This is a genomic window from Yinghuangia sp. YIM S09857 (genome assembly GCF_051388915.1).
Taxonomy (GTDB): domain Bacteria; phylum Actinomycetota; class Actinomycetes; order Streptomycetales; family Streptomycetaceae; genus Yinghuangia.
On record NZ_JBPKBH010000012.1, the window covers coordinates 126,042 to 147,359 of the forward strand.

The 21,318-nt window shown below is 72.8% G+C and carries 13 protein-coding genes and 1 pseudogene; 5 read left to right on the top strand and 9 right to left on the bottom strand.

The genetic code is table 11. From position 1 onward, the window contains the following. A pseudogene (locus ACRX5S_RS24850) lies at window positions 1–279 on the bottom strand (DUF1772 domain-containing protein); the annotation flags it as partial. Between the two features lie 200 nt (window positions 280–479). Here ACRX5S_RS24850 and ACRX5S_RS24855 point away from each other — a divergent pair. Together ACRX5S_RS24855 and ACRX5S_RS24860 are read left to right on the top strand one after the other, a co-directional pair. Then, a complete protein-coding gene (locus ACRX5S_RS24855) occupies window positions 480–824 on the top strand; it encodes a hypothetical protein (RefSeq protein WP_436775298.1) in 345 nt (114 codons plus the stop codon). 434 nt (window positions 825–1,258) lie between these two features. Further along, complete coding sequence (locus ACRX5S_RS24860) at window positions 1,259–1,750, top strand: hypothetical protein (protein ID WP_436775299.1); 492 nt, start codon at window positions 1,259–1,261, stop codon at window positions 1,748–1,750. Window positions 1,751–1,802: 52 nt separating this feature from the next. Here ACRX5S_RS24860 and ACRX5S_RS24865 read toward each other — a convergent pair whose 3' ends face one another. After that, window positions 1,803–4,259, bottom strand: coding sequence for an ATP-binding protein (locus tag ACRX5S_RS24865; RefSeq protein ID WP_436775300.1), 2,457 nt, complete (start codon window positions 4,257–4,259; stop codon window positions 1,803–1,805). Window positions 4,260–4,483: 224 nt separating this feature from the next. Here ACRX5S_RS24865 and ACRX5S_RS24870 point away from each other — a divergent pair, with 224 nt between their 5' ends. Then, window positions 4,484–4,939, top strand: coding sequence for a carboxymuconolactone decarboxylase family protein (locus ACRX5S_RS24870; protein WP_436775301.1), 456 nt, complete (start codon window positions 4,484–4,486; stop codon window positions 4,937–4,939). 155 nt (window positions 4,940–5,094) lie between these two features. Next, window positions 5,095–5,613, top strand: a complete 519-nt coding sequence (locus ACRX5S_RS24875; RefSeq protein WP_436775302.1) for an iron chaperone — start codon at window positions 5,095–5,097, stop codon at window positions 5,611–5,613. A 310-nt stretch (window positions 5,614–5,923) separates the two neighbouring features. Here ACRX5S_RS24875 and ACRX5S_RS24880 read toward each other — a convergent pair whose 3' ends face one another. The 3 genes from ACRX5S_RS24880 to ACRX5S_RS24890 form a co-directional block, all read right to left on the bottom strand. Further along, the gene (locus ACRX5S_RS24880) at window positions 5,924–6,172 is read right to left on the bottom strand and encodes a DUF6355 family natural product biosynthesis protein (RefSeq protein ID WP_436775403.1); all 249 of its coding nucleotides are present in this window, start codon (window positions 6,170–6,172) and stop codon (window positions 5,924–5,926) included. Between the two features lie 249 nt (window positions 6,173–6,421). Continuing rightward, window positions 6,422–6,721 carry an EF-hand domain-containing protein gene (locus tag ACRX5S_RS24885; RefSeq protein WP_436775303.1) on the bottom strand — a complete coding sequence of 100 codons (300 nt, stop codon included), beginning with the start codon at window positions 6,719–6,721 and terminating at the stop codon, window positions 6,422–6,424. An 88-nt stretch (window positions 6,722–6,809) separates the two neighbouring features. Then, window positions 6,810–7,856, bottom strand: a complete 1,047-nt coding sequence (locus ACRX5S_RS24890; protein WP_436775304.1) for a cation diffusion facilitator family transporter — start codon at window positions 7,854–7,856, stop codon at window positions 6,810–6,812. 172 nt (window positions 7,857–8,028) lie between these two features. On the opposite strand from ACRX5S_RS24890, the gene ACRX5S_RS24895 reads away from it, so the two are divergent. Further along, window positions 8,029–8,442, top strand: coding sequence for a hypothetical protein (locus ACRX5S_RS24895; protein WP_436775305.1), 414 nt, complete (start codon window positions 8,029–8,031; stop codon window positions 8,440–8,442). A 21-nt stretch (window positions 8,443–8,463) separates the two neighbouring features. Here ACRX5S_RS24895 and ACRX5S_RS24900 read toward each other — a convergent pair whose 3' ends face one another. The 4 genes from ACRX5S_RS24900 to ACRX5S_RS24915 form a co-directional block, all read right to left on the bottom strand. Then, a complete protein-coding gene (locus ACRX5S_RS24900) occupies window positions 8,464–9,081 on the bottom strand; it encodes an HdeD family acid-resistance protein (protein WP_436775306.1) in 618 nt (205 codons plus the stop codon). A gap of 187 nt (window positions 9,082–9,268) precedes the next feature. Continuing rightward, window positions 9,269–10,243, bottom strand: coding sequence for a ricin-type beta-trefoil lectin domain protein (locus ACRX5S_RS24905; RefSeq protein WP_436775307.1), 975 nt, complete (start codon window positions 10,241–10,243; stop codon window positions 9,269–9,271). Between the two features lie 44 nt (window positions 10,244–10,287). After that, entirely contained in the window at window positions 10,288–12,939 is a 2,652-nt protein-coding gene (locus tag ACRX5S_RS24910; protein ID WP_436775308.1) for a right-handed parallel beta-helix repeat-containing protein, read from the bottom strand. A gap of 2 nt (window positions 12,940–12,941) precedes the next feature. Continuing rightward, a complete protein-coding gene (locus ACRX5S_RS24915) occupies window positions 12,942–21,152 on the bottom strand; it encodes a hypothetical protein (RefSeq protein WP_436775309.1) in 8,211 nt (2,736 codons plus the stop codon). Window positions 21,153–21,318: the final 166 nt, after the last annotated feature.

The window sequence follows — 21,318 nt, forward strand, 5'->3', positions numbered from 1 at the left end:
CCCGCCGCCGCGGCGGCGCTGCATGACGGCGGCGACCAACGGCCCCACGAAGGCGCCGTAGAAGCTCAGGAAGAAGACCGGGTTCTCGATCTTGTCGTTGACGCGTTGGAGGAAGTCGATGAAGACGCGGTCGTCGGTGCCCGCGAGCGCCGGCATGATCGCGCATGTGAAGCAGTAGTAGACGCCCGCGATCAGGCCCATGAGCACGGTCGACGCGATGAGCACGGCGTCGAGGGCGTCGCGGCCGGTGCGGCGTGGCGTTGCGGTCGAGGTATCCATGCGTCTCATTGAAGCGAGCCCGAGCGAGCCTTCCCATGGCTCAGAAGCCCGTTTGCATAAGCATTCGTCTCGCCGCCCCGACGTCGAGCCGCCCCGCCCCCGGGCACCCCGGACACCCACTCGCGCGGACCGCACAATCCACCGACACACCATCCAAGATTCAGCAGAACCTGACAGCAACTTCCGTCGTTGGACCGTCCGTGGACGAACAGCATGACATCGTCGTGATCGGCCCCGTGGACGCGGTCGAACGCACCCGGGCCCGGCTGACCGAGACCGGCGACCTCGCCGACGCGGAACCGGTGCTCCCGGACGCCGACGACCCCACCCACGGATCCTGCTGGATCCGCCTGGCCCCGACCCACCGCGAACAACCCCCCGAACCGTCCCCCGAGCAATCCCCCCGCCGCGGCGACCCGGTGGGCCTCTTCGAAGCCCTCACCACCCTCCTCCACCCCCGCCGCCGCAACACCACCGGCCCAGGCCGCCACCGAGCCTCCGGCCCAGCCCCCGGCCGCAACCCAACAGGCCCCCGCCCCGGCTAGCGACCCACCCCCGCCCGACGCCGGTCCGCCCCAATGGGGATGCTGCGCTGGGGGGCGGCAGGATGGGGGTATGGGGACGTCTGTGCGGTGGCAGGTTTGGCGGCAGGATGACAATGGGGCTCGGTTCTTGATTGCTTCTTATGAGACGAAGGACGAGGCTCGGGAGCGGCTTGCCGCTCTTGAGGCCACGGGTGGGCACCACAAGCAGCTCTACTGGATGAACCGGTCGGACCGGAACGTTCGTTGAGGCGTTGGGAGTCCACGACACGGCGATTGTGGGGTCGTTCGTGTGGTTCCGCGTAGTAACATGCCGGACCCCTGTTGTTTTACTCCGGCGGGTGCCGCATGTTCGCGCAGGGGACGGGGCGGGAGGGCCGAGAACGAATGGTCGTGGGAATCGTGCTGATGCGCGCGCCGGGCACCGGGAGCACTTCGTGAGCGGCGAACGGCGCCGGGGCGTCGGTGGAACGGCGCAGGCCAGGGCCGCCGCGGCGGGTGCGCGGCGGGAGCGGCCGCACCCGGGTGCCGCCGTTCCCGCGTTGTCTTCGGAGGTCATCGAGGCGGCGCTGTATCGGGCCGCGGAGGGTGAGCCGGCGGCGGAGGCCACGGCGTACATCCTCACCGAGGAGGGTTCGTTCGTCCGGCGGGCGGACTTGTACGCGGTGTGCCTCGAATGGTCCGACGACGGGCGCTATGCGTCCGTTCTGTGGCCTGTGCTGCGGGAGTTGGTCACCCGGCCGAGTTCGCCGTACGAGGAGGGGCCGCTGCGCACCATACTGTTGCTGTGCTGCGCGCTGCACGACGACGGACCGGCCCCGCTGACGCGTCTGTCCGCCCTGGACACGACCAACGCCCGGATCGTGTCCCGGGGGATCCATATCGCCACCGGCAAGCTCACGCTGGCGCAGGCCCTGGGAACGGCGTAGAACCCACGGAGGTGTCGCGGGGCGGCCGAGGCACGGTCATGCCGGAACGCGGTCATGCCGGGCTCGGCATCAGGTCGCGGACGAGGGCCCGCGCCGCCTCGCGGTGCCGGGCGGCCTCCTCCGGGTCCGTGGCGTCGAGCAGCGCGGCCAGGCCCTCGTGGGCCTGCGCCTCCTCGTGCCGGTAGCCGAACTCGGGGGCGGCCTTGAGCGCGTGGCGGTACAGGCGCTGCGCCTCGTCGGTGAGGCCCGCGGCCCGGCACGTCTCGGCGTAGCCGTTGAGGAAGCGCACCTTCCAGTGCTCCTCGAAGAGCTTGTCCAGCAGCTCGAACGCCTCCCGGTGCCGGGCCAGCGCCTCGTCGTACCGCCCCATCCGGCGCAGCGCGACGCCGAGGCAATTGAGGCACCACGCCTCGTTGTTCATGTGTCCGTCGGCCCGGGCCAGCGCCAGCGCGCGGTGCAAGTGCTCGGCCGCTTCCTCGGGTTCGTCGTCGGCGATGGCCACGCCCAGGGTGATGCGGGCGGTGAGGGTCGGCGGCCAGGCGGGGTCGGCGTGCGGGATGTCGAGGACGTCCCGAGCCAGGCGCGCGGCGTCCTCGCGCTGCCCAAGTTGCAGGAGCGCCCAGGCCTCGGAGGCTGACGCGTGCGCCGCACCGGTCGGGCAGCCCGCGGCCCGGTACGCCGCCCCGGCCTTCCGGAACAGTTCCAGCGGCTCGTCGGCGTATCCCTGATCCCAGGTCAGATAGCCGCGCCGCATGGCCAGTTCGGCCTGCTTGCGGGTGGCCCCCGCCTGCGACAACCGCGGTTCGGCGGCCTCGTACGCGGCGACCGCCTCGGCCATGCGTCCCGCGTTGTAGCGGGCGAAGCCGAGGTCGCTCTGCGCCTCCGCGACGTGCAGCGGGTCGTCCAGGCGGCGGGCGGCGTCGAGCGACCTCTCGAAGAGGTAGTTGAGGTGCGTCGTGCCGCAGCGGCGCGCGAAGTATGCCCGCAGGTAGCGCGGTAGTTCGCACACGTGGGTGTCGGCGCCGACAGCCGCGGCCGTCTCGAAGACGCCGATCAGGTTCTCGTACTCCGCGACGAGCCAGGCCAGAGCCTCGTTCTTGTCGGCGAACGGCGGCAGTTCGGCCGGCGGGTGGCCCGCGGAGGGCGGGCGTACGGGCGACTGCGAGGCCAGCGCGGCGTCCGCGGCGGCGGCCGCGTGCACGTAGTAGTCGAGCATCCGTCCGAGCGCCCGTTCCCGGTCGGCGGCCGGGTCCTGCTCGGCGGCGGCCCGGCGGGCGTGCCCGCGCACCAGGTCGTGCAGCCGGTAGCGGCCGGCGGTCGGCTGCTGGACGAGGTGCGCGTCCAGCAGGTCTTCGAGGACGGCCCGGGCGGTGCGCACCGGCACCTCGGCGACGGCGGCGACCACGTACTCGTCGAAGGAGGCCCCCGGCAGCAGCCCGAGCGTCCGGAACAGGCGGGCCTGCGCGCGGTCCAACTGCCGCACGGACATCGCCAGCGCGGCGTCGACCTCGTCCGTCCCGTGCGAGAGCCGCTCGGCCAGGACGCCCACGGTCCAGCCCGGGCGGTGCCGCAGCCGCGCCGCGGCGAGCCGCAGGGCGAGCGGCAGGTGGCCGCACAGGCGCAGCACCTCGGCGGCGGACTCCGGGTCCCGGGACAGTCGTCCTTCCGGCCCGGCGGGGTCGCCGCTGGCGCGGGCCAGGAGCTCGGCGCTCTCCTCCGGGGTCAGCACGTCCAGCGACACCGGGGGCACTTCGTCGAGGCCGAGCAGGCGGTTGCGGCTGGTGATCAGCGCGACGGACGCTCCGGCGCCGGGGAGCAGCGGACGGACCTGGTCGACGTCGACGGCGTTGTCCAGGACCACGACCGCGCGGCGCGACGCCAGTTCCGCGCGCCAGCACGCGGCGAGTGGCTCAAGGCCCTCCTGCGGGACGCGCTCGGAGGGGACGCCGAGCGCACCGAGCAGCATGCGCAGCGCCGAATCGGCGCCCATGGGCTCCTGGCCCTCGGTGAACCCGTGGAGGTCGACGTAGAGCTGCGCGTCCGGGAAGCGCTCGGCGAGTCGGTGGGCGGCGTGCACGGCGAGGGACGTCTTGCCGACCCCGGCCATGCCGTCGACCGCGACCACGCGGTGGCTGTCGACCGCGGCGAGCAGCGCCGTCAGGGACGCCTCGCGTCCGGTGAAGTCGGGAACGTCGCGGGGCAGGTCGTTGCGCGGCGGGGGCGGCACCTGCCGGCTGGCCTTCGGCGGCGCGGGCAGCGGGTTCGAGCAGCGCTCCCACAGCGGGCGCAGCGGGCGGGGGTCCCGCTTGACGAGGCGGCACAGTGCGATGACGGCCGGCCACGGCGGCACGGTCCGGCCGCCGAGGTAGCGCGACAGGGACGAGGAGCTGAGCCCCGCGTCCCGGGCCAGGGCCCGCACGCCGAGACCGGACAGCTCCTGGAGCCCGCGCAGCCGTGCCGCCAGTTCCTCCTGCGGCTCCTCGGCCGTCCCGCGCGGTCGCGCGTCCATCGTTTCCCGCCTCTCTGTCCCGCCCCCGGGAAAACTCTGCGGGCGGCATCGTCGCTGGTCAAGCCTGTTCCGGGTGTCCCACGATGTCCCATCGCCGTCGCCGTGCGGCGGCGGCCCGGCTGTGATGGAACCACACCCCGGGAACACGGGGCCGATCCGGGAGACCGGGTCCGGAGAACCGGGGTCCGGCGGACGGATCCGGGACCAGAAGTGGAGCACACCAGATGCAGTCTCGTATGCAGAACCCCGCGATGGTGCTGTCCGGCGCGATGCAGCCGATCCAGGACATCTTCAAGGCCGCGCATTCGGGCGGCGTCCCCGGCCAGACGCTGGAGCTGGTGCACCTGCGGGTCAGCCAGATCAACGGGTGCAGCGCGTGCGTCGACGGCGGCGCGAAGACGGCCCGCAAGGCGGGGGTGAGCGACGAGCGGCTGGCCACCGTCGCGGCGTGGCGGGAGACGCCGTACTTCAGCGACGAGGAGCGGGCCGCGCTGGCGCTCGCCGAGGCCGCCACGCGGCTGGCGGACCGACCCGACCCGGTGGGCGACGACATCTGGGACGCGGCCGCGACGTACTTCGACGAGAAGCAGCTCGCCGCGATCATCCTGATGATCGGTGTGACGAACATGTTCAACCGGCTGAACGCCACGACGCGGCAGATCGCGGGGGCCTGGGGCTGACGCGCGGCGGAGGGCATCCGGGGATCCCGGGCACTGCTTCCCCGAACATGGAATTGCGCAAATCACTGCAAAACCCCTGACCTGTCCAGCGCGGCACCACCGCACACGCGACACCACTCCGCAGGACCTGCGGCGGACACCCCAAGGAGAACCTCATGACCGGCACCTCGAAGACCACCAAGTCCACTGCCAAGACCGCCGCGAAGACCCCTGCCAAGCGCGCCGCCTCGGCCGACGCGTCGTACGACGGCTTCACCGCCGAAGAGCGCGCCGCGATGAAGGAGCACGCCCAGGAGATGAAGGCCTCCTCGCGCCGCCGCGGCTCGGCCGCGGAGAAGGCCGCCGAGGCGGAGGCGGCGGTCGTCGCGAAGATCGCCGAGATGGCGGACGCCGACCGCGTGATGGCCGAGCGGATCCACGCGATCGTCAAGAAGAGCGCGCCCGGGCTGGCCCCGAAGCTCTGGTACGGCATGCCGGCGTACGCCAAGGACGGCAAGGTCCTGTGCTTCTTCCAGAGCGCGGAGAAGTTCAACGCGCGGTACGCGACGTTCGGCTTCAACGACGTGGCGGCGCTGGACGACGGCGCCATGTGGCCGACCGCGTTCGCGATCACCGAGCTCACCGCGGCCGACGAGCGCCGCATCGCGGACCTGGTGAAGACGGCGGCCGGCTGACCGCCGCGTGGGGCCGCGGTGGCAGTGAATTGGGGACCGGACAGGGAGCCGCGCCGATGGTGCGCACGGCTCCCCGCCCGGTCCCCAAAGCCGTGTCGGGCCCGGGCGGATCCGGCCGGGTCGAGCCGACCGGGCCGAGCCCGCCTGGCCGATCCCGACAGGCCGATCCCACCGGGCCGATCCGGCCGAGCCGACCCACCGGACCGACCCCGCCGGACCGACCCCGCCGGGCCGTTCAGGCCGGGCCGTTCAGGCCGCGCCGTTCAGGCCGCGCCGTTCCGCTCACCGTTCGGCTCGACCGGTCGTCCGGTCAGCAGAGGCGTCCGGTGTATTCCGCGCCCTGGATCTTGTCGGCGCTGCCGAGCCACGTCCGGCCCGGCGCGACGCAGCGCTCGTAGTCAGGCGCCCAGGCCACCCGGACCAGGATCACGATGCGCGAGCCGTCGGACGTGCAGTGGTTGTAGTACGCGTCGGAACCCGTCTCGTAGAAGCCGCACGGGTCGCGGTGCGAGGGGGCCGCACCGGCGGTCGCGGTGGCGGTGCCCGCGGTGGCGAGCATCAGGGCGGCGGCGGTGGCGAGAACGCGTACGGTCGCGCGGCGGAGGTGCAAGGGAGGCTCCTGGACGGGCAGTTGGGCTGGCGGATCCGGTCTCCGCGTCCCCCGGGGATGGTCGGACATCGGCCATGATCGCGATCCCCCAACCGCCCGGTCGACCCGACACCTCACCCTTCACCCGGTGGGGCTAGGCAGCACTCCCCCATTGAGAGCAACCGTCCCGTCGCAGGCCCGCCCGCGGGGGCCGCGCAATCACCCCTCGCCGCCGTTGCCACCCTCGTCACGGCGCGCGTCCCGGACATCGGTGCCCAACTGCGGCGAGAAGTCGGTGCCCGCCCGGTCCATCAGCGCCAGGAACTCGTCGAAGTCGATCGACCCGGAGTTGTCCGCGTCGTACGTCCGCAGCAGGTGCTCGGTCCCCGCGGCCTCCTCCTCGCGCCCGAGGTCCCTCAGGGCCGCCATCAGCTCCTCGGCGTTGAGGACCCCGTCGTTGTCGAAGTCGTGCCGGTGGAAGACCTCGAAGTAGCGAACCCGGTCGTCGTGGCTGGTCATGAGCCCTGCGCTCCTCACTGTCCGGGCCTGCGCCCGGCGCTGTGCCGCTGCCCGATCGGCGCGCCCGTACACGTGTTCGGCGGCGGCGCTACGTGCGGTCGCGATCGCCCACGGCCCTGTCCAACTCCGCGCGGTGGCGGCGGGCGGCACGCCGGTCGGCGGCACCGGCACGGGTGACGTCCAGGAACACCTGGTCGACGTGGGGCCAGGTGGAGCGGATGGTCTCCTTGAGTCGTTCGGACATCGCCTCGACATCCGTGCTCTCCAGTCCGTCGACCAGGTCGATGCGCGCCGCGAGCAGCGCCGAGTGCTGGCCGAGGCGCATCGTGAGCAACTGCGTGACGACGTCGACCTCGGGCTGCTCCGCGAGGTAGCGCAGGATCGCGCGCTGCAACCCGACGTCCACCGCCTCGCCGATCAACTGGCCGCGTGCCGCGCGGCCGAGCCGGTACGCGATGAAGACCAGCAGCAGGCCGATCGACCACGAGGCCGCCGCCTCCCAGACCGCGTTCCCGGTGGCCATGTGCAGCCCCAGCCCGGCCGTCGCGAGCAGCACGCCCAGCACCGCGCTGCCGTCCTCGGCCAGCACCGTGCGCAGCGTCGGGTCGCCCGCCTCGCGCACCTGCCGGGCGACCGGCACCCCGGCGCGGCGGGCCTGGCCGCGCAGCTGGGCGAGCGCGCGCAGTAGCGACCCACCCTCGGCGAGCAGCGCGACGCCCAGCACGGCCATTCCGGCGAGGTACGCGCCGGTCTCGGGCTCTCCCTTCTCGCGCAGCGCCTCGAAGCCCTGGAAGAACGAGAAGCAGCCGCCCATCACGAAGATGCCGACCGCGGCGAGGAGGGACCAGAAGTAGCGCTCCTTGCCGTACCCGAAGGGGTGCTCGGCGTCGGGCGTACGCTTGCTCCTGCTCAGCGACGCGAGCAGGAACCCCTCGTTGACCGAGTCCGCGACCGAGTGCGCGGCCTCGGACAGCAGCGCGGGAGCCCCCGCCACCGCACCGGCGACGGCCTTGGCGGCCGCGATGAGGACGTTGGCGGCGAGCGCCACCCACACGGTCAGGCGCGTCCCGGCGTCGTCGGACGGGGTCTCCGCGGTCCGGGCATCGGGTTGCGCGCCGGAGTTGTCGCCGGTCACGCCCCGCACCTACCCGCAGGCTCCCGCGGCATGCGGTTCGCGGAGCGCGCCGCATGGGTGCGGCGTCGGCGGGTAGCCGCGCGGCGACGGACCGGACGAATCGGACACAGAAGACCGATCGGACGCAGCACACGCACCACGCGCACGACACGCACCAGAGAGGGGAAGAAAGATGATCTTCCTCGGACTCCTCATCGCAGCGGCGGCCGCGGCGTTCGCGGCGCTGCTCATCGCGTACAACACCTCGGGCGGACCCGAGTACACCGTGAGCATGTTCGACCAGGACATGGTCACGCTCAACAGCCTGGCGATCTTCGTGTCCGGGCTGGCGATCGCGCTGATCTTCTGCGCGGGGCTGGCCCTCGCGGCGAGTTGGCCGCGCACCCGGCGCCGCCTCGGCATGCACCGGACGACCGACGCGGAGCTGCGCGCCCGGGCGGACCGGCACGCCGCCGCGAACGAGTGGCAGGCCGACCCGCGGGTCACCCCGACGCGGGCGCCGGCCGGGGAGCCGGGACGTCCACCCGGCGACACCGCGGGTCCGGCCGCGCCGGGCGAGGGCGGAGAACCGCCGCCGGTCCGCTGACCGGCGCCGCGGTCCCGGACGTCACTCGACCCGGGCACCGGCGCCGCGGGCGCTCCACTCGGCGGCGACCTGATGCCCCTCGCGCCGGATGCGGAACGAGGTGACGATCTCCACGATCCCGACGGCGATGAGCCAGCAGCCGACCACCACGGTCAGCACCTTGACCGATTCGAACGGAGACACCACCAGCACGACGCCCGCGATCGCGGTGACGGCACCGAGGAATCCGTGCCAGCCGCGACCGGGCATGTCGGGCGCCGAGGCGGCGGCCATCGCCTCCGCAATTCCGCGGAAGAGCCAGCCGATGCCGATCCACAGACCGAGCAGGAAGATCGACTGAAGCGTCCCGCGGAAGCAGAAGAGCCCCAGCAGGATCGACAGGGCACCGCTGATGAACGCCATCACGCGGATCCCGGTCGTGGTGTGCGTGCCGAACGCGGAGACGAGTTGGAACACGCCGCTGATCAGCAGGTACAGCCCGAACAGCACGCCCACGACACGCAGTGAGGGCCCGGGCCACACCAACACGATGATGCCGAGCGCCAGCGAGAGCAGCCCGGTGACGAACACCGCCTGCCACGCGGTGCGCGCGAGTTCCCGCCAGATGCCGTCCAGGGTGGGGGTCGGCTCGATGTCCATGGTGAACCCGCTTTCCGCGCGACAAACCAGAATAAATCGACTACAGCAGCCCCCAGCCACCCCCGCAACGCGACGGGAAAGCGCGGAGAGGACGCGTGAGCGCGGCGGACGGGATCGCGGGGAGGCGGTGGGGAGGCGCGAAGGTGCGTTCGCGGGTTGGGGGGCGGGGTTTCCGTCGGGCTGGGGGTCAGCGGCGGAGCCAGATCTGGTTCGACTCGCCGTGGCAGTCCCAGAGGACCATTTCGGCGCCTTCGTGGGTGGCTCGGTTGGCCACGTCCACGCACTTGTTGGCGGTTCGGGAGTAGAGGGCGTTGCCACGGAGGGTGAATTGTTGGGCGGGGTTGCCGCTGCAATAGGCGATTTGGACCGGGGTGCCGTTGGCGGTGCCGCCCCAGGCGGCGTCCAGGCACAGGACGCCCTTGATCTGGATCGTGCCGTTGGACCTGATGTCCCATTTCTGGTTCACGTTGCCGTTGCAGCCCCACAGGATCACGTGTGTGCCGTCCGAACCGGCGGAGCCGCTCAGGCACTTGCCCGACGCGGGGTTGTAGAGCGGGACGCCCGGGAAGTCCGGCTGCGCGGGCGGGGGCGGCGGGGCGGGGGCCTTGGGGGCGGGCGGGGCGGGGGTCTGGGGCTTGGCGGCGGGAGCGGCCGGGGCCGGCGGTGCGGGGGTGTTGGGGCGCGCGGGGGCCGCCGACACAGGGGGACGGGCCGCGGGGGCCTGCGCGGGCGGGGCGGGTGCCGGCGGAGCGGCGGCGGCCGGCGGGGCAGCCGCAGGCGACTCGACGGCCGCAGGCGACTCGGCGGCCGGGAGCGGTTCGCTCGCCTGAGCGGACGGGGTGGCGGGGGCGGACGGGGCGGCGGTCCCCGTCGGTGCCGGCAGGCCGTACGAAGGGTCGGTCGGCACCTCGTACTTGAAGACCGGCTGTGGCGGCGCCGCGACCGCGCTCGGGCGCGTCCCCTCGTCGCCGCCCTGGGTCACCGCCGCCACCAGGCCGATCACCGCCGCCACGCTCGCCCCGGCACCGAGCGTGACCCAGACCCGCCGTCCCGGCACCAGGCCGCGCGACGGGCGCGCGGGCCGCCGGGCGTACGCCTCCGCGAGCGTGCGGCGCCGCGGCGGCGGGCCGCCCTGCGCTGTGGGTTCGTTGCCTGTGGACACGGGGGTTCTCCTTCGGGGACGTGGCGACCGGGCGGCGGGCGCTGTCAGTCCGCGCCGACCAGCCGCGGGATGTCCTGTTCGTCGAGGACCACGAGCTGCTGTTCGTCCGGCGCGTCGATCTCCGCCATGCGCAGCGCCTGGCGCTCCGTCATCTGCTGGAACACCTGCCGCGCGGTGCGGCCGTTGCCGAACTGCGCCGTGCGCGGCATCGCGGCGAACAGCTCGCCGAGCACCTTGCGCGCGGGCCCGCTGAGGTCGTACCGGTGCCGGGAGGCGTGGTGCTCGACGATCCGCACGAGGTCGTCCACGGCGTAGTCCTCGAACAGCAGCGTGCGGGTGAACCGCGAGGACAGGCCGGGGTTGGACGTGATGAACCGCTCCATGTCCCCCGGATAACCCGCGGCGATCACCACGACCTCGTCGCGGTGGTCCTCCATGAGCTTGACCAGCGTCGCGATCGCCTCGCCGCCGAAATCGTTGGCGACACCCGCGGGAACGAGGGCGTAGGCCTCGTCGATGAAGAGCACGCCGCCGCGGGCGCGGTTGAACGACTCCATCGTCTTCGGACCGGTGTGGCCGACGTATTCGCCGACGAGGGAGCTGCGGTCGACCTCGACGAGGTGGCCGCGCTCCAGCAGGCCGAGGGCCTTGAGCAGGCGCCCGTACAGCCGGGCCACGGTGGTCTTGCCGGTGCCCGGGTTGCCCGCGAAGACCAGGTGGCGGCTGAGCGGCGGGGCGGGCAGCCCGGCCTCCTGGCGCCTGCGCACCGTCTGCATGAGCTTGACCATGCCGCCGACGTCGCGTTTGACCCCGTCCAGGCCGACCAGTTCGTCCAGTTCGGCGAGCAGGTCCTCCAGCGTCTCGGGTTGCGGCGGCGGCTCCCCCAGGTCCGACAGGTCGACCAGGGCGGGTGCCGGACGCCCAGGTTCGGCGCCGTTGGGCACGGGGGCGGCGCCGCGCGGTCCCGCGCCCGGCTTGGCCGGCTCGGCCGGCTGCCGCGGGGACGGCGGCATGCGGTCGGTCACCGACGGCAGCGCGGCCGCGACGACGCGCACCGACACGCACTCCTCGAACACCGCGTGCGCGCCCTCGGCGAGGCCGACGTCCTGGGCGCAGTCGAAGACCCGGCAGCCGTGGAAGCGCGGAGCGGCGTCCCGGCCCACGTGCACGGCCGGGTAGGCGCACGAGGCGATGTCGACGTGCTCGAAGACGCCCTTCGCGCCCGGGCCGAGCAGGATGCCGTTCTTGGCGACGCCGTCGACGCGGATGCCGCGCACCACGGGTTCGGCGTTCTGCCCCACCACGAGCCCGCTCCCGGACACCGTGAAGACGCCGCCGCCGTCCATCTGCATGCGGGCGCCGTTGTCGACCACGATGCCGGCTGTGCCGGTCTCCGCGACGCGCGTACCGTGCAGGGTCACAAGGCCCGGGCCGCCGATCTCGATCCCGGCCTTTTGCTGTCCGGTCACCACGCATTCGCGCAGCTCGGACTCCGCGGTGGAGCGCAGCCGTACGCCGGTCCCACCGCCCTGGACGCGGCCCGCGAGCACCGACACCGCGGCGTCGTCGGCGACGTGGATCCCGCACATGCGCGCGTCGGCGAGCGTCGTCTCGGTGATCACCGCCCGCGCCCGGCCGACCACGGCGACCGCGTGCTCGTCGCTGCCGTCGACCCGGCATCCGCCGATCTCGGCCTCGGCGCGGCCGCCGAGGTGGACGGCGGTGTAGCCGCTGCGCGCGACCGTCGACGCGATCAGTGCCAGTCTCGCGTCCCCCACCGCCATCACGCCGTTCCCGCCGGGCGCGACCACGCGGCAGCCGTGGGCGGTGAGTTGCGCGCTGCCTTCGGCCGCCAGCGCGCTGCCCCGGGCGTCCGCGACACGGCAGTCCAGCAGGTGGACGCGGGCCTCGTGCTCGGCCTGGACGCCGCTGCGTCCCGGGGCGAGCACGCGGCAGTCCTCCAGGTGCACTTCGGCGCGGTCCTCGGCGAGCACGCCGTTGCGCCCGACCAGGGCCAGGACCGTGTCGCGGGCCAGCAGCCGCGCGTCGCCGCGCACCCGCAGGCCCGAGCCGGACGCGTCGCGCACCCGCACGTGGACGGCGAGCAGCACGCTGTGCCCGGACAGCACCGCGCCGATGCCGTCGACCCGGTCGACCGAGGTCTCCTCGACGCGCGCGCGGGCGTCGCCGTGCAGGACGAGCGCGGCGTGCCGGGCCCCGCGCAGGCGCGAGCCGCGGACCACCAGGACGCCGCCGCAGGTCGGGTCGGCGAGGTCGGCGGCGAGGTCGGCGTCCGCGGTGAGGGCGGCGTTGCGGGCCCGGCCGCTCCCGGCGCCGGAGCCGAGGACGTCGATGCGGCCGTGCTCGACCGTGCAGGTGTCGACGGTGAGCCCGGCGGCGTCCTCGACGCACACCACCGGCTCGCCCGGCTCGGCGCCGCGCAGGACGAGGTCGCGGATCACGCAGTCCGGGGCGGCGACGGTGAGCGTGACGCCGGAGGGCGCGCGTACGACCACGCTTCCCGCCCCCTCGTCCGGGCGCAGCAGCACGCGCCGGGTCAGGCGCAGGTTCTCGGCGTACTCCCCCGGCGCGACGGCGATTTCGGCCCCGGTCGGGGCGGCTGCGACCGCCGCGGCGATGGTGCGGTGCGTGCCGCGGCCCTTGGACGCGACGCGGACGGTCTCGGCTGCGGCCACCGTCATCCTCCTGTGCCGGGGACGGGGATGATGAACGTGTCGCGGTTGAGGCCGAGCCACTTGACCACCGCGGGCTGGAGGACCAGGAGTGCGAACGTCTTCTCGCCGAACTTGCCGATGGCGCCCATGCCGAAGATGTCCCCGGGCCCTTGGCGGTGGATCCAGCGGCTGCCGACGGAGTGCTGGACCAGGGTGCGGAGCGCGCCGACCGAGATCCCGTCCAGGAATCCGGTGATGGCGGAGGTGAGGCCGGCCATCGCGGCGCCGCCGCCGGTGTAGGTGACGAGCGCGCCGTCGGCTGTGCGGGCGCCGAAGAGCGCGGCCTGCGAGGCGCCGCTGACGAAGCTGGTGAGGGCGCCCGTGCCGAGGCCGAGCGAGTATTCGTACAGGCCGCCGCGCCAGCGGGTCGGGCGCTCGATCGCGCCCCACTCGGTGTTCCAACTGTCGTCGTTGGGGCGCCAGCTCCCCGGCTGGCCGTAGTCGATGTTGGACCAGTGGACCTTCCAGCCGCCGCGGTGCGCCGCCATGTGCGCCCCGGCGACGGCGCCCTTGCCGATCGAGCTCATCGCGGCGCCGAACGCGGCGCGGGCGACGTCCATGGTGTCCGGCAGGCGTCCGCCCAGGATGCGGACCATCGTCAGCACGACGAGGTTCATCGTGAAGTCGAGCAGGAATTCGTGCGTCATGTCGATGCCGATGGACTCGATCGCCTTCAGGGCGAACGGGGTGTCCACCGCCTCGCCCTGCATCGACGGGCCGAACTCCCAGCGGTTGACCTCGCGGAACACCCGGTTGTTGCCGCGGTATTCGTTGAGGATGCCGGTGAAGTGGGTCTCGCGGCCGATGTGCGAGGTGCCGCCGTTGAAGTTGTACTCGGAGATGTAGCCGCTGATGCTGCGGTCGTTGACCGGGGTGATGCCGTTGACGTCGTAGCGGCGCGCGTGCTTGTTGAACGCCTCGGTCTCCAGGTAGGTGCCGTCCCCGAGCCGCACCTTCTTGCGGGTGATGATGCCCTGGTCGGACTCCTGCCAGATGTTGCCGTTGAACGGCGTGTGCGTGTTGATCGTGGGGCTGTAGTCGCGGACCCGGAAGGGCACGTCGGAGAAGTACGCCCGGATCGACCTCGCGGGCGGCTTCGGCGCCGGGATCTCCTGGACGACCCGGTTGCCCATGGCCGGCAACCGGTCGGACCAGCGGGCCCCTTCCTGCCAGCGGGTGAGCTGGTTGCCCTGGGCGTCGAACCAGTGCCGCACCCGGTTGTTGACGCCGCCGCCGAAGTCGAGCATGTTGCCGTGCGCGTCGTACTTGTTCCAGCGCCACACCTCGTTGCCGTGCGCATCCACACCGGCCCGCCAGGCGTCGACCGACATGCCCTCGCCGAGCTGCCGGTGGTCGCGGATGAGGCGCCCGGCCCCGTCGAAGTCCTGGAACGACTCGCGGTCGAACTGCCAGGGGCTGATCTGCTTCTCGAACGAGGTGACGCGCACGCCGGTGGCGCCGCCGGACTGCCACTGGAAGTGCCGGGTGTCGGCGCCCATGGTCCCGACGACGGTGATCGTGGCGTTGCCCGCTCCGGTGGCGTTCGGGTCGGGGAAGGTGTCGGAGCGGGCGACGACGACGCCGTGCGGGTCGTACATCGTCCAGTCGCTGTTGGTGGAGTTGACGCTGCCGCGGAACACCTGTCCGGCGTTGCCCGCGGCGCCGTCGGGGCGTACGAGCGGCTGGGGGCGGTAGTCGATGTACGTGCCGTCGGTGAAGCCGGTGCGGATGACGTGCCAGTTCTTGGCCGCGTTGGGGGTGTACCAGTCGCCGTCGCCGAGGTTGGTGGTGTAGCGGTCCTGCCAGGCGATCGTCTTCGTGCCCGTGCCCGGGGTGTTGACGAAGTCGCCGGCCACGTAGGTGCGGTGCCCGCTCAGGTTGCCGGCGCCCTCGTTCCACGGGAGGTAGTTGTTCCGGTGGGCGACCTGGTTGCCGGTGGTGGTGCTGACGGGCAGCCGGACGTCGCCGACGGTGAGCGTGCTGCCGTTCAGCAGGGTCCGCGTCTCGCGCACGATGTCGCCGGTGGACGCCACCTCGAAGGTCGCCTTGTTGTTGGCGATGAAGTGCGCGCCGACGGTACGCGGCCCGCCCCCGGCCGGCTCCTGGCTCCAACTGCCCACGCGCATGCGGCTGTCGCGCAGCCATGCGTTCGCGTTGAGGTCGGTGTTGCGCAGCGTGCTGTTGAACATCTCGCGGAACCAGACCGGGGGCCGCTGCTCGGCGAAGCGCTTGTACTCCAGGAAGTCGCCGTTCTGGAGGGTCTTGCCGTAGCCGTTGGGGTTGCCGTCCGGGTGGCGGGAGAGGTAGTCGCGCTTGGGGACGCCGTCCGCGCCCATCTCGACCTGGTGGAAGCGGCGCACGTCGTGCAGGCCGAACTGGAACCGCCCGAACTTCTCCTGGACCTTCACGGTCTCGTTGGTGATCGGATGCGGCATGGTGTCGGTGAAGCCGCGGCCCGGCCCCCAGTGGCGTGTGCCGGTGGCGACGGGCTGGAAGTCGGCGTCGAAGCGCACCCAAGGCCCGGATGCGATGGACTGCGTGGCCGGGGTGTTGTTCATGGTCGCGAGGACGTGCCCGCCGTCGCCGCTCGCCTGGAAGTGCCGTACCCGGACGTTGACGCCGAGGACGCTCCGCACGTCGTGGTAGCTGCGCGTGCTCTCGCCCCAGTGCCGGGTGCCGTGCGCGACCAGGTTGCCGTTGGCGTCGAATTCGGCCCACGGGCCGCGCTGGTTGAAGTGGCTGAACTCGCCCAGGGACGCGGTGGAGTGGTGTGCGTCCAGGACGCCGCCGCCGGGCCCTGGCAGGAAGCGGCGCTCGAAGACCGTGGTGCCGGTGTGACTGACCAGGTGGACGCGGCCCGCGCCCGCGCCCGCTGTGTCGACGGTGCCGCCCTCGAACCACTTGGGCGCCCCCGGGGTGGGGATGACGTGGCCCGTGACGTTGAGCTTGACCGTCGCCCAGGTGCCGGTGTCGCCGGCGTAGGTGACCTCGAAGTGGCGTGTGGTGAGCGGCCGTCCGTCGCCGCGGACCATGTTGATGCGCTGGAACTCCAACTGTCCGGCCGGGTCGAAGCGGCGGAACTCCCCGGCCTGGCCGCCGACGCCGTTCACCTGGTACCCGGCGCCGCCGGGCCGAGCGGTCACCGTGTTCGGCAGCACGGTCAGGTCGCCGTCGAGGAGGCGGAGGCCGCCGGCGGTGATGTCCACGAGCTGGGCCTGCGCGGGGTTGGTGATCTGCCCGTCGGACGGCCGCAGCGCGTCGAACCGGTGGGTCCCGGTGCCGTCGGCGATGTGCAGGACGTTGATGTTCCGACCGCCGTGCGCGATCTGACCCGGGGTCGCGGTGAAGTCCAGTCGGCCGTTGGCGTCGAAGAGCCGGAAGCCGCCGTTGGCGTCGATGTGGTGGCCGCCGCCGGTGCGCGGCCGGACGACGCTGCCGGGGATCTGCACGAAGTTGCCGTCGACGAGGTGCGCCGTGCCGCTGGGCAGCACCCGGATGTTCTCGCCCAGGTGCGTGCCGTTGGGCGTGGTCAGGCGGGTGGCCCGGAAGTCGAACGCCCCCGCGGGGTCGTGCACGCGGATGGTGGACGCGTCGGTGATCTGGAGGCTGCCGTCCGGCCGGGTGCCGACGGTGAAGCCGCCCAGTGTGGTGCCGTTGGGCCCGTGCAGGGCCGGGAGTGGCGCGGCGGCGGGGCCGCCGATCGCGCCCGGCGCATGCGCGGACGGGGTGAATACGAACTGGTTCGCGGCGGTGCCGTCGGCGTTGCGCAGGCCGACGACGTCGAACCGGGCCACGCCCCGCGGGTCGACGACGAGGTGCCCGCCCGCGCCGCGATCGATGCGGAAGCCGCCGCCGGGCAGCCCGGTCTGCGCCGCGACGTCCCCGCTGATGGGCCGCAGGTGCGGGTTGACGAGCCGCGTTCCGGCGGCGTCGACCCGGACGAAGTTCCCGCCGATCGGTCCGGCCTGCACTCGGATGGCGGTGAACCGGTGGGCGCCGTCGGTCCCGTGCGCGGTGAAGGACCCGCCGGCGCCGGTGAGCCGCAGTTCGCCGCCGGCGCGGGTGACGGTGACGGTGGCGTCGGGCACGCCGCGGACGTTCGCGGGGTTCGCGACCGGCGCGTGCGTGCCGACGGGCGTGTGCACGAACTGCCCGAGCGGGGTGTTGTTGAGGCCGATGGCCTGGACGACGTTGTGGGTGTGCGTGCCGCCCGCGTCGACGGCGATGGCTCCGTGCCGGTGCTGGACGAGGTGGCCGCCCGCCTGCTGCGGGGTGACCGTGGTGTTCGCGATCGCGGTGCCGTTGCCGCGGGTGAGCTGCGGGACGTTGCCCCCGGCGGCGTCCGGCAGCCGGATGAACCCACCGGGCGCCCCTCCGCCGATCAGCCGGATGGCGCTGTGCGAGAACGCGCCGCCCGGGGTGTGCACCGACAGGGTGTTGTCGGCCTGCCCCGTGTTGACGTGGAACGTGTTGTCGACGTGCGCGACGGTGACGGTGCCGGACGGGTTGCCGTTCGCGTCGCGCGGGACCGGGAGCGGGCTGCCGCCCGCCGCCGGGGTGAAGACGTACTGGCCCGCCGCGGGACCTGCCCCGGTGAGCGGCACGACGTCGTGGGCGCGGTTGCCGGCCGCGTCGACGTGGAACTGCCCGCCCGCGTACGTGATCCGGAACTCGTGGTTGATCTGCGTGGCTACCGCCGTGTGCGGCACCGGCTGCCCGTCCGGGCCCGCAAGCTGCGGGTTGGCACCGTGCGGGTTGCGGATGTGCCCGCCGGGCACGTGCAGGCCGTCGAGGTTGGCGAGCGGCAGCGACTCGTGCGAGAAGTGCCCAGTGGAGTCGAAGACGCGGACGGTCGGGCCGGTGCCGTTCGGGAGGACGTGGAACTGGCCGTTGGTGTGTGCGGGCGTGGTGACGGTGCCCAGGCTCCCGGTGCCGTCGGCGCCGACGAGGGTGGCGCCGCCGCCGTGGTCGGGGGTGAGAACGTGCAGGTTCAGCGGCGTGCCGTTCCCGGCGACCAGTTGCAGCCCGGTGCCGGACGGCGCCCCGGTCGCCGGGTCGTGGACGCGGAAGCCGCCCGGTTGCGGTACGACGATGCCCGCGGCATTGAACTCCGTTGCGCGGCCGCCCGGTTGCGGTACGGGGGTGCCGCCGCTGGTGTGCGTGACCCAGGTGGCCGCCCCGTGCCCGTCGACGGTGACGTTGACGACGGAGTTGTCGTGCGGGCCGCCGTGCAGGGTGAAGATCCGCTCGGTGCGGACTACGGTGCCGCCGCTCCCGTCGATGTCGACGGTCCAGCGGCGGGTCTCGACGTTGGGCACCACGATCTCGTCGACCCGGACGGTGGTGCCGCCGGCCGGGTTGGCCGCGTGGGTCGTGGTGACGTTCGGCACCGCGCCGCCGCCGGTGCCGCGCGGCTGGATGCCGGTGACGCCGCCGTGCCCGTCCATCTGGACCTCGATGCGGCCGCCGGGCAGGTGCGGCAGGTCGATGAGGTGGCGGACCGGGGCGGCGGTGCCGCCGGCGAGGTGGGTGCCGCTCATCATCGCGACGGTGAGGTCGGTGCCGCCCGGGGCGGGCGTGGTCATCTCGTACAGCTCGGCGTAGCGGCTCGGGACGGGGTCGATCCCGGTGTGCGGGACGTGCGGCAGCGCGGACCCGCCGTGCGGGCCGGGCACCTGGCCGGGCGCATCCGCGTCGAAGACCTGCTCGTTCAGCAGTTGGTGGTCGTTACGCGCGTTCAGCTCGTAGTCCCAGCGCTGCACGAGGCCGTCGCCCAGCTCGCGTTCGATGCGCAGGATGTTCTGGTCCCCGACGGTGAGGTGCGCGGCGCTGACGTCGTCGCGGACGTTGACCGGCTGGATGTCGATGTCCACGGCCCGGCCGGACTGCGTGCCGGGCGTGACGCGGACCTCGACGCCCGCAAGGCCGGGGATCCGGTCGAAGGTGTGCGCGAAGTCGTACTCGACATGTGTCAGCGCGAAAACGTTGACGTTGTTGCGGGCTCCGGCGTTGGCGGGGACGAACTGCGCGCCGCCGCCGATCCCGTGCACGTTGACGACGGCGCCGCCGCCGAGCCCGTGCGCGTTGACGACGGCGTTGTCGCCGAGCCCGAGCGTGGCCGGGGAGCCGAGGTTGTGCGCGGAAAGCGGGGGGACGTCGACGAGTTGGGCGTCGGCGTTCGGGAGCTGGATGTTGCCGAGCCCGGGGGTCTGGAGGCTGCTCCCGGCGGGGTGGCCGACGGACGGGGTGGGCGAGCCGTTGAGGTCCGCCGCCGGGGTGGCGTGCGCGTCCGGCATCGCCGCGTGCGGCAGCGCTGTCTGGCCGAGTTGCGGTGCGGCCGGGTGGCCGGGTTGCGGCATCGCGGCGCCGTTGAGGCCCTGGCCGTCGGCGGGGGCGGCCAGGGCGCCGGGGGTCGGGAGGTCGTTGACGAGGTGGGTGGACGTCGGCATGCCCAGATCGATCTTCGCCGCGCCGTTGGCGACGGTGTCGAGGTTGGTGATGCTGATGTGGCCGAGCGCGGACGGTACCGGGTTCAGCCCCGCGGCGCCGAGGCCGTTGACGCTCGGCGGGACGCCCAGGTTCCCGGCGAAGTTGGTCAGTCCGAGGTTGTTGAGGCCCAGCGCGGGGATGTCCGCGAACTTGGCGCCGAGGCCGCCGAACGGAACCAGCGCGCCGAGATTACCGGAGTTGTCGAGGAAGGTGCCGAGCGGCGGGAAGTTCCCGGCGTTGAAGTTCCCGCCGAACGAGCCCAGGCCGTTGGGGACGGTCACCTTGCCGAAGTTGTCGAAGCCGCTGGTGAACCGCGTGTTGATCGGCGGGATGTCGAAGCGCGTGTCGAACGCCCCGATGCCGTTGGCACCCATACCGCCGACGTTCACGTGCCCGAGCGGGACCAGTTGGCCGCCCGGCCCGAACGCGCCGATGCCGCCCCCGACTCCGCCCGAGATCTTCGAACCGGCCCCCAGGAAATGGCCGTTCATGAAGGCGCCGTACCGGTACATGCCGAAGATGCCGCGGTCGATGAAGCCGATCCGGAAGGCGAGGCCGAGCCCCGTGCCCATCTCGTCGGCGGCGACCGGCAGGAACAGCCGCAGGCCCTTGGCGCCGCTCAGTCCGTGGGCGATCGTGCTGCCCAGCGACTTGAAGCTGTTGATCGTGGTCATGATGCTGCGCAGCCCGAAGAACGTCCTCGCGCCGGCCAGGTTGATCACGGTCAGTTCGGTGGCCAGCGGGAAGAACCGGATGCCGTTGAACGAACCGCCGAAGCGAGCGAGTTCCGGCACGTTGGTGAAGACCGGGCCGAGCTTGAGCCCTTGGATGCCGCCCCGGATCCAGGAGCCCGCGGCGGCGAACGCGCTGTCGATGCCGAGCCCGGTCCGCGCGAACAGGCCGAACGAATTCGCCCCGCCCAGAAAGAAGTTCTTGGTGCCGATGAGGCCCCTGCTGCCCAAACCCTTGATGACGTTCCACAGGTTGCCGAGGTGAAGTCCCTTGGTGGTGGGGGCGATCACCCCCAGAACCGCGAGGACCAGCTCGGTGACGCCGGCCTTGCCGTGCGCGAAGTCGATCGCGGTCTTGATGAGCAGCGCGACGTTGAGGCCGATGGCGAGCAAGGCCATCGGTCCGCCGAAGATGATCGCCGGGACGATCAGGATGATGGCTATCCAGGTGAGCGCCTTCCAGAACTCCTCGCACTCGTCGACCGGCGAGGCGATGGACTCGGCGGCGCTGTCCAGCACGCCTTCCAGGACGCCCGCGGCGTCCTCCAGCGTCTCCCTGGCGTTCTCGGCGACGGTCTTCTGCGTCTCGCGGCCCGATTCGTCATCCTCGGCAAGGCCGTTCGCGGCGGTCAGCGCGGCGTCCGCGATGCGCTGCTGCTCGCGCATGGCCGCGACGTACACGATCAGCGCGCCGCGCACGTCCTCGTGCGCCGTCTTGTACGTGGAGATGTAGTTGCGCAGGTTGCCGTCGATGACACCGCGCAGCGCGTCGGCGGTCTTGCCGACGAAGACGCCGTCGGCGGTGTTCTTGATCTCGGTGAGGCCGGAGTCGATGGTCTTGGCGAGTTCGATGTACTCCAACTCGGCCGCGATCACCCGGTCGATGCGGTCCGGATCGCCGGGGGTGGGGTCGCCCGACAGGCCGAGCGCGCTCCAATCCGCCGGTCGGGCCATCGGACCGTCCCCTCGCTCGCGTCTCCGCCAACAGTGCTTCCTGTACGCGCGGTTCGTCCGGTGGGTTCAATCCCGTTCGCGACGAGGTGAGTTGAACCCCGGACGGTTCCGGTACGTACGGGGGTGAAGGCCGGTTCAATCCGACGCAACCGCGCGAGGGAGGGCC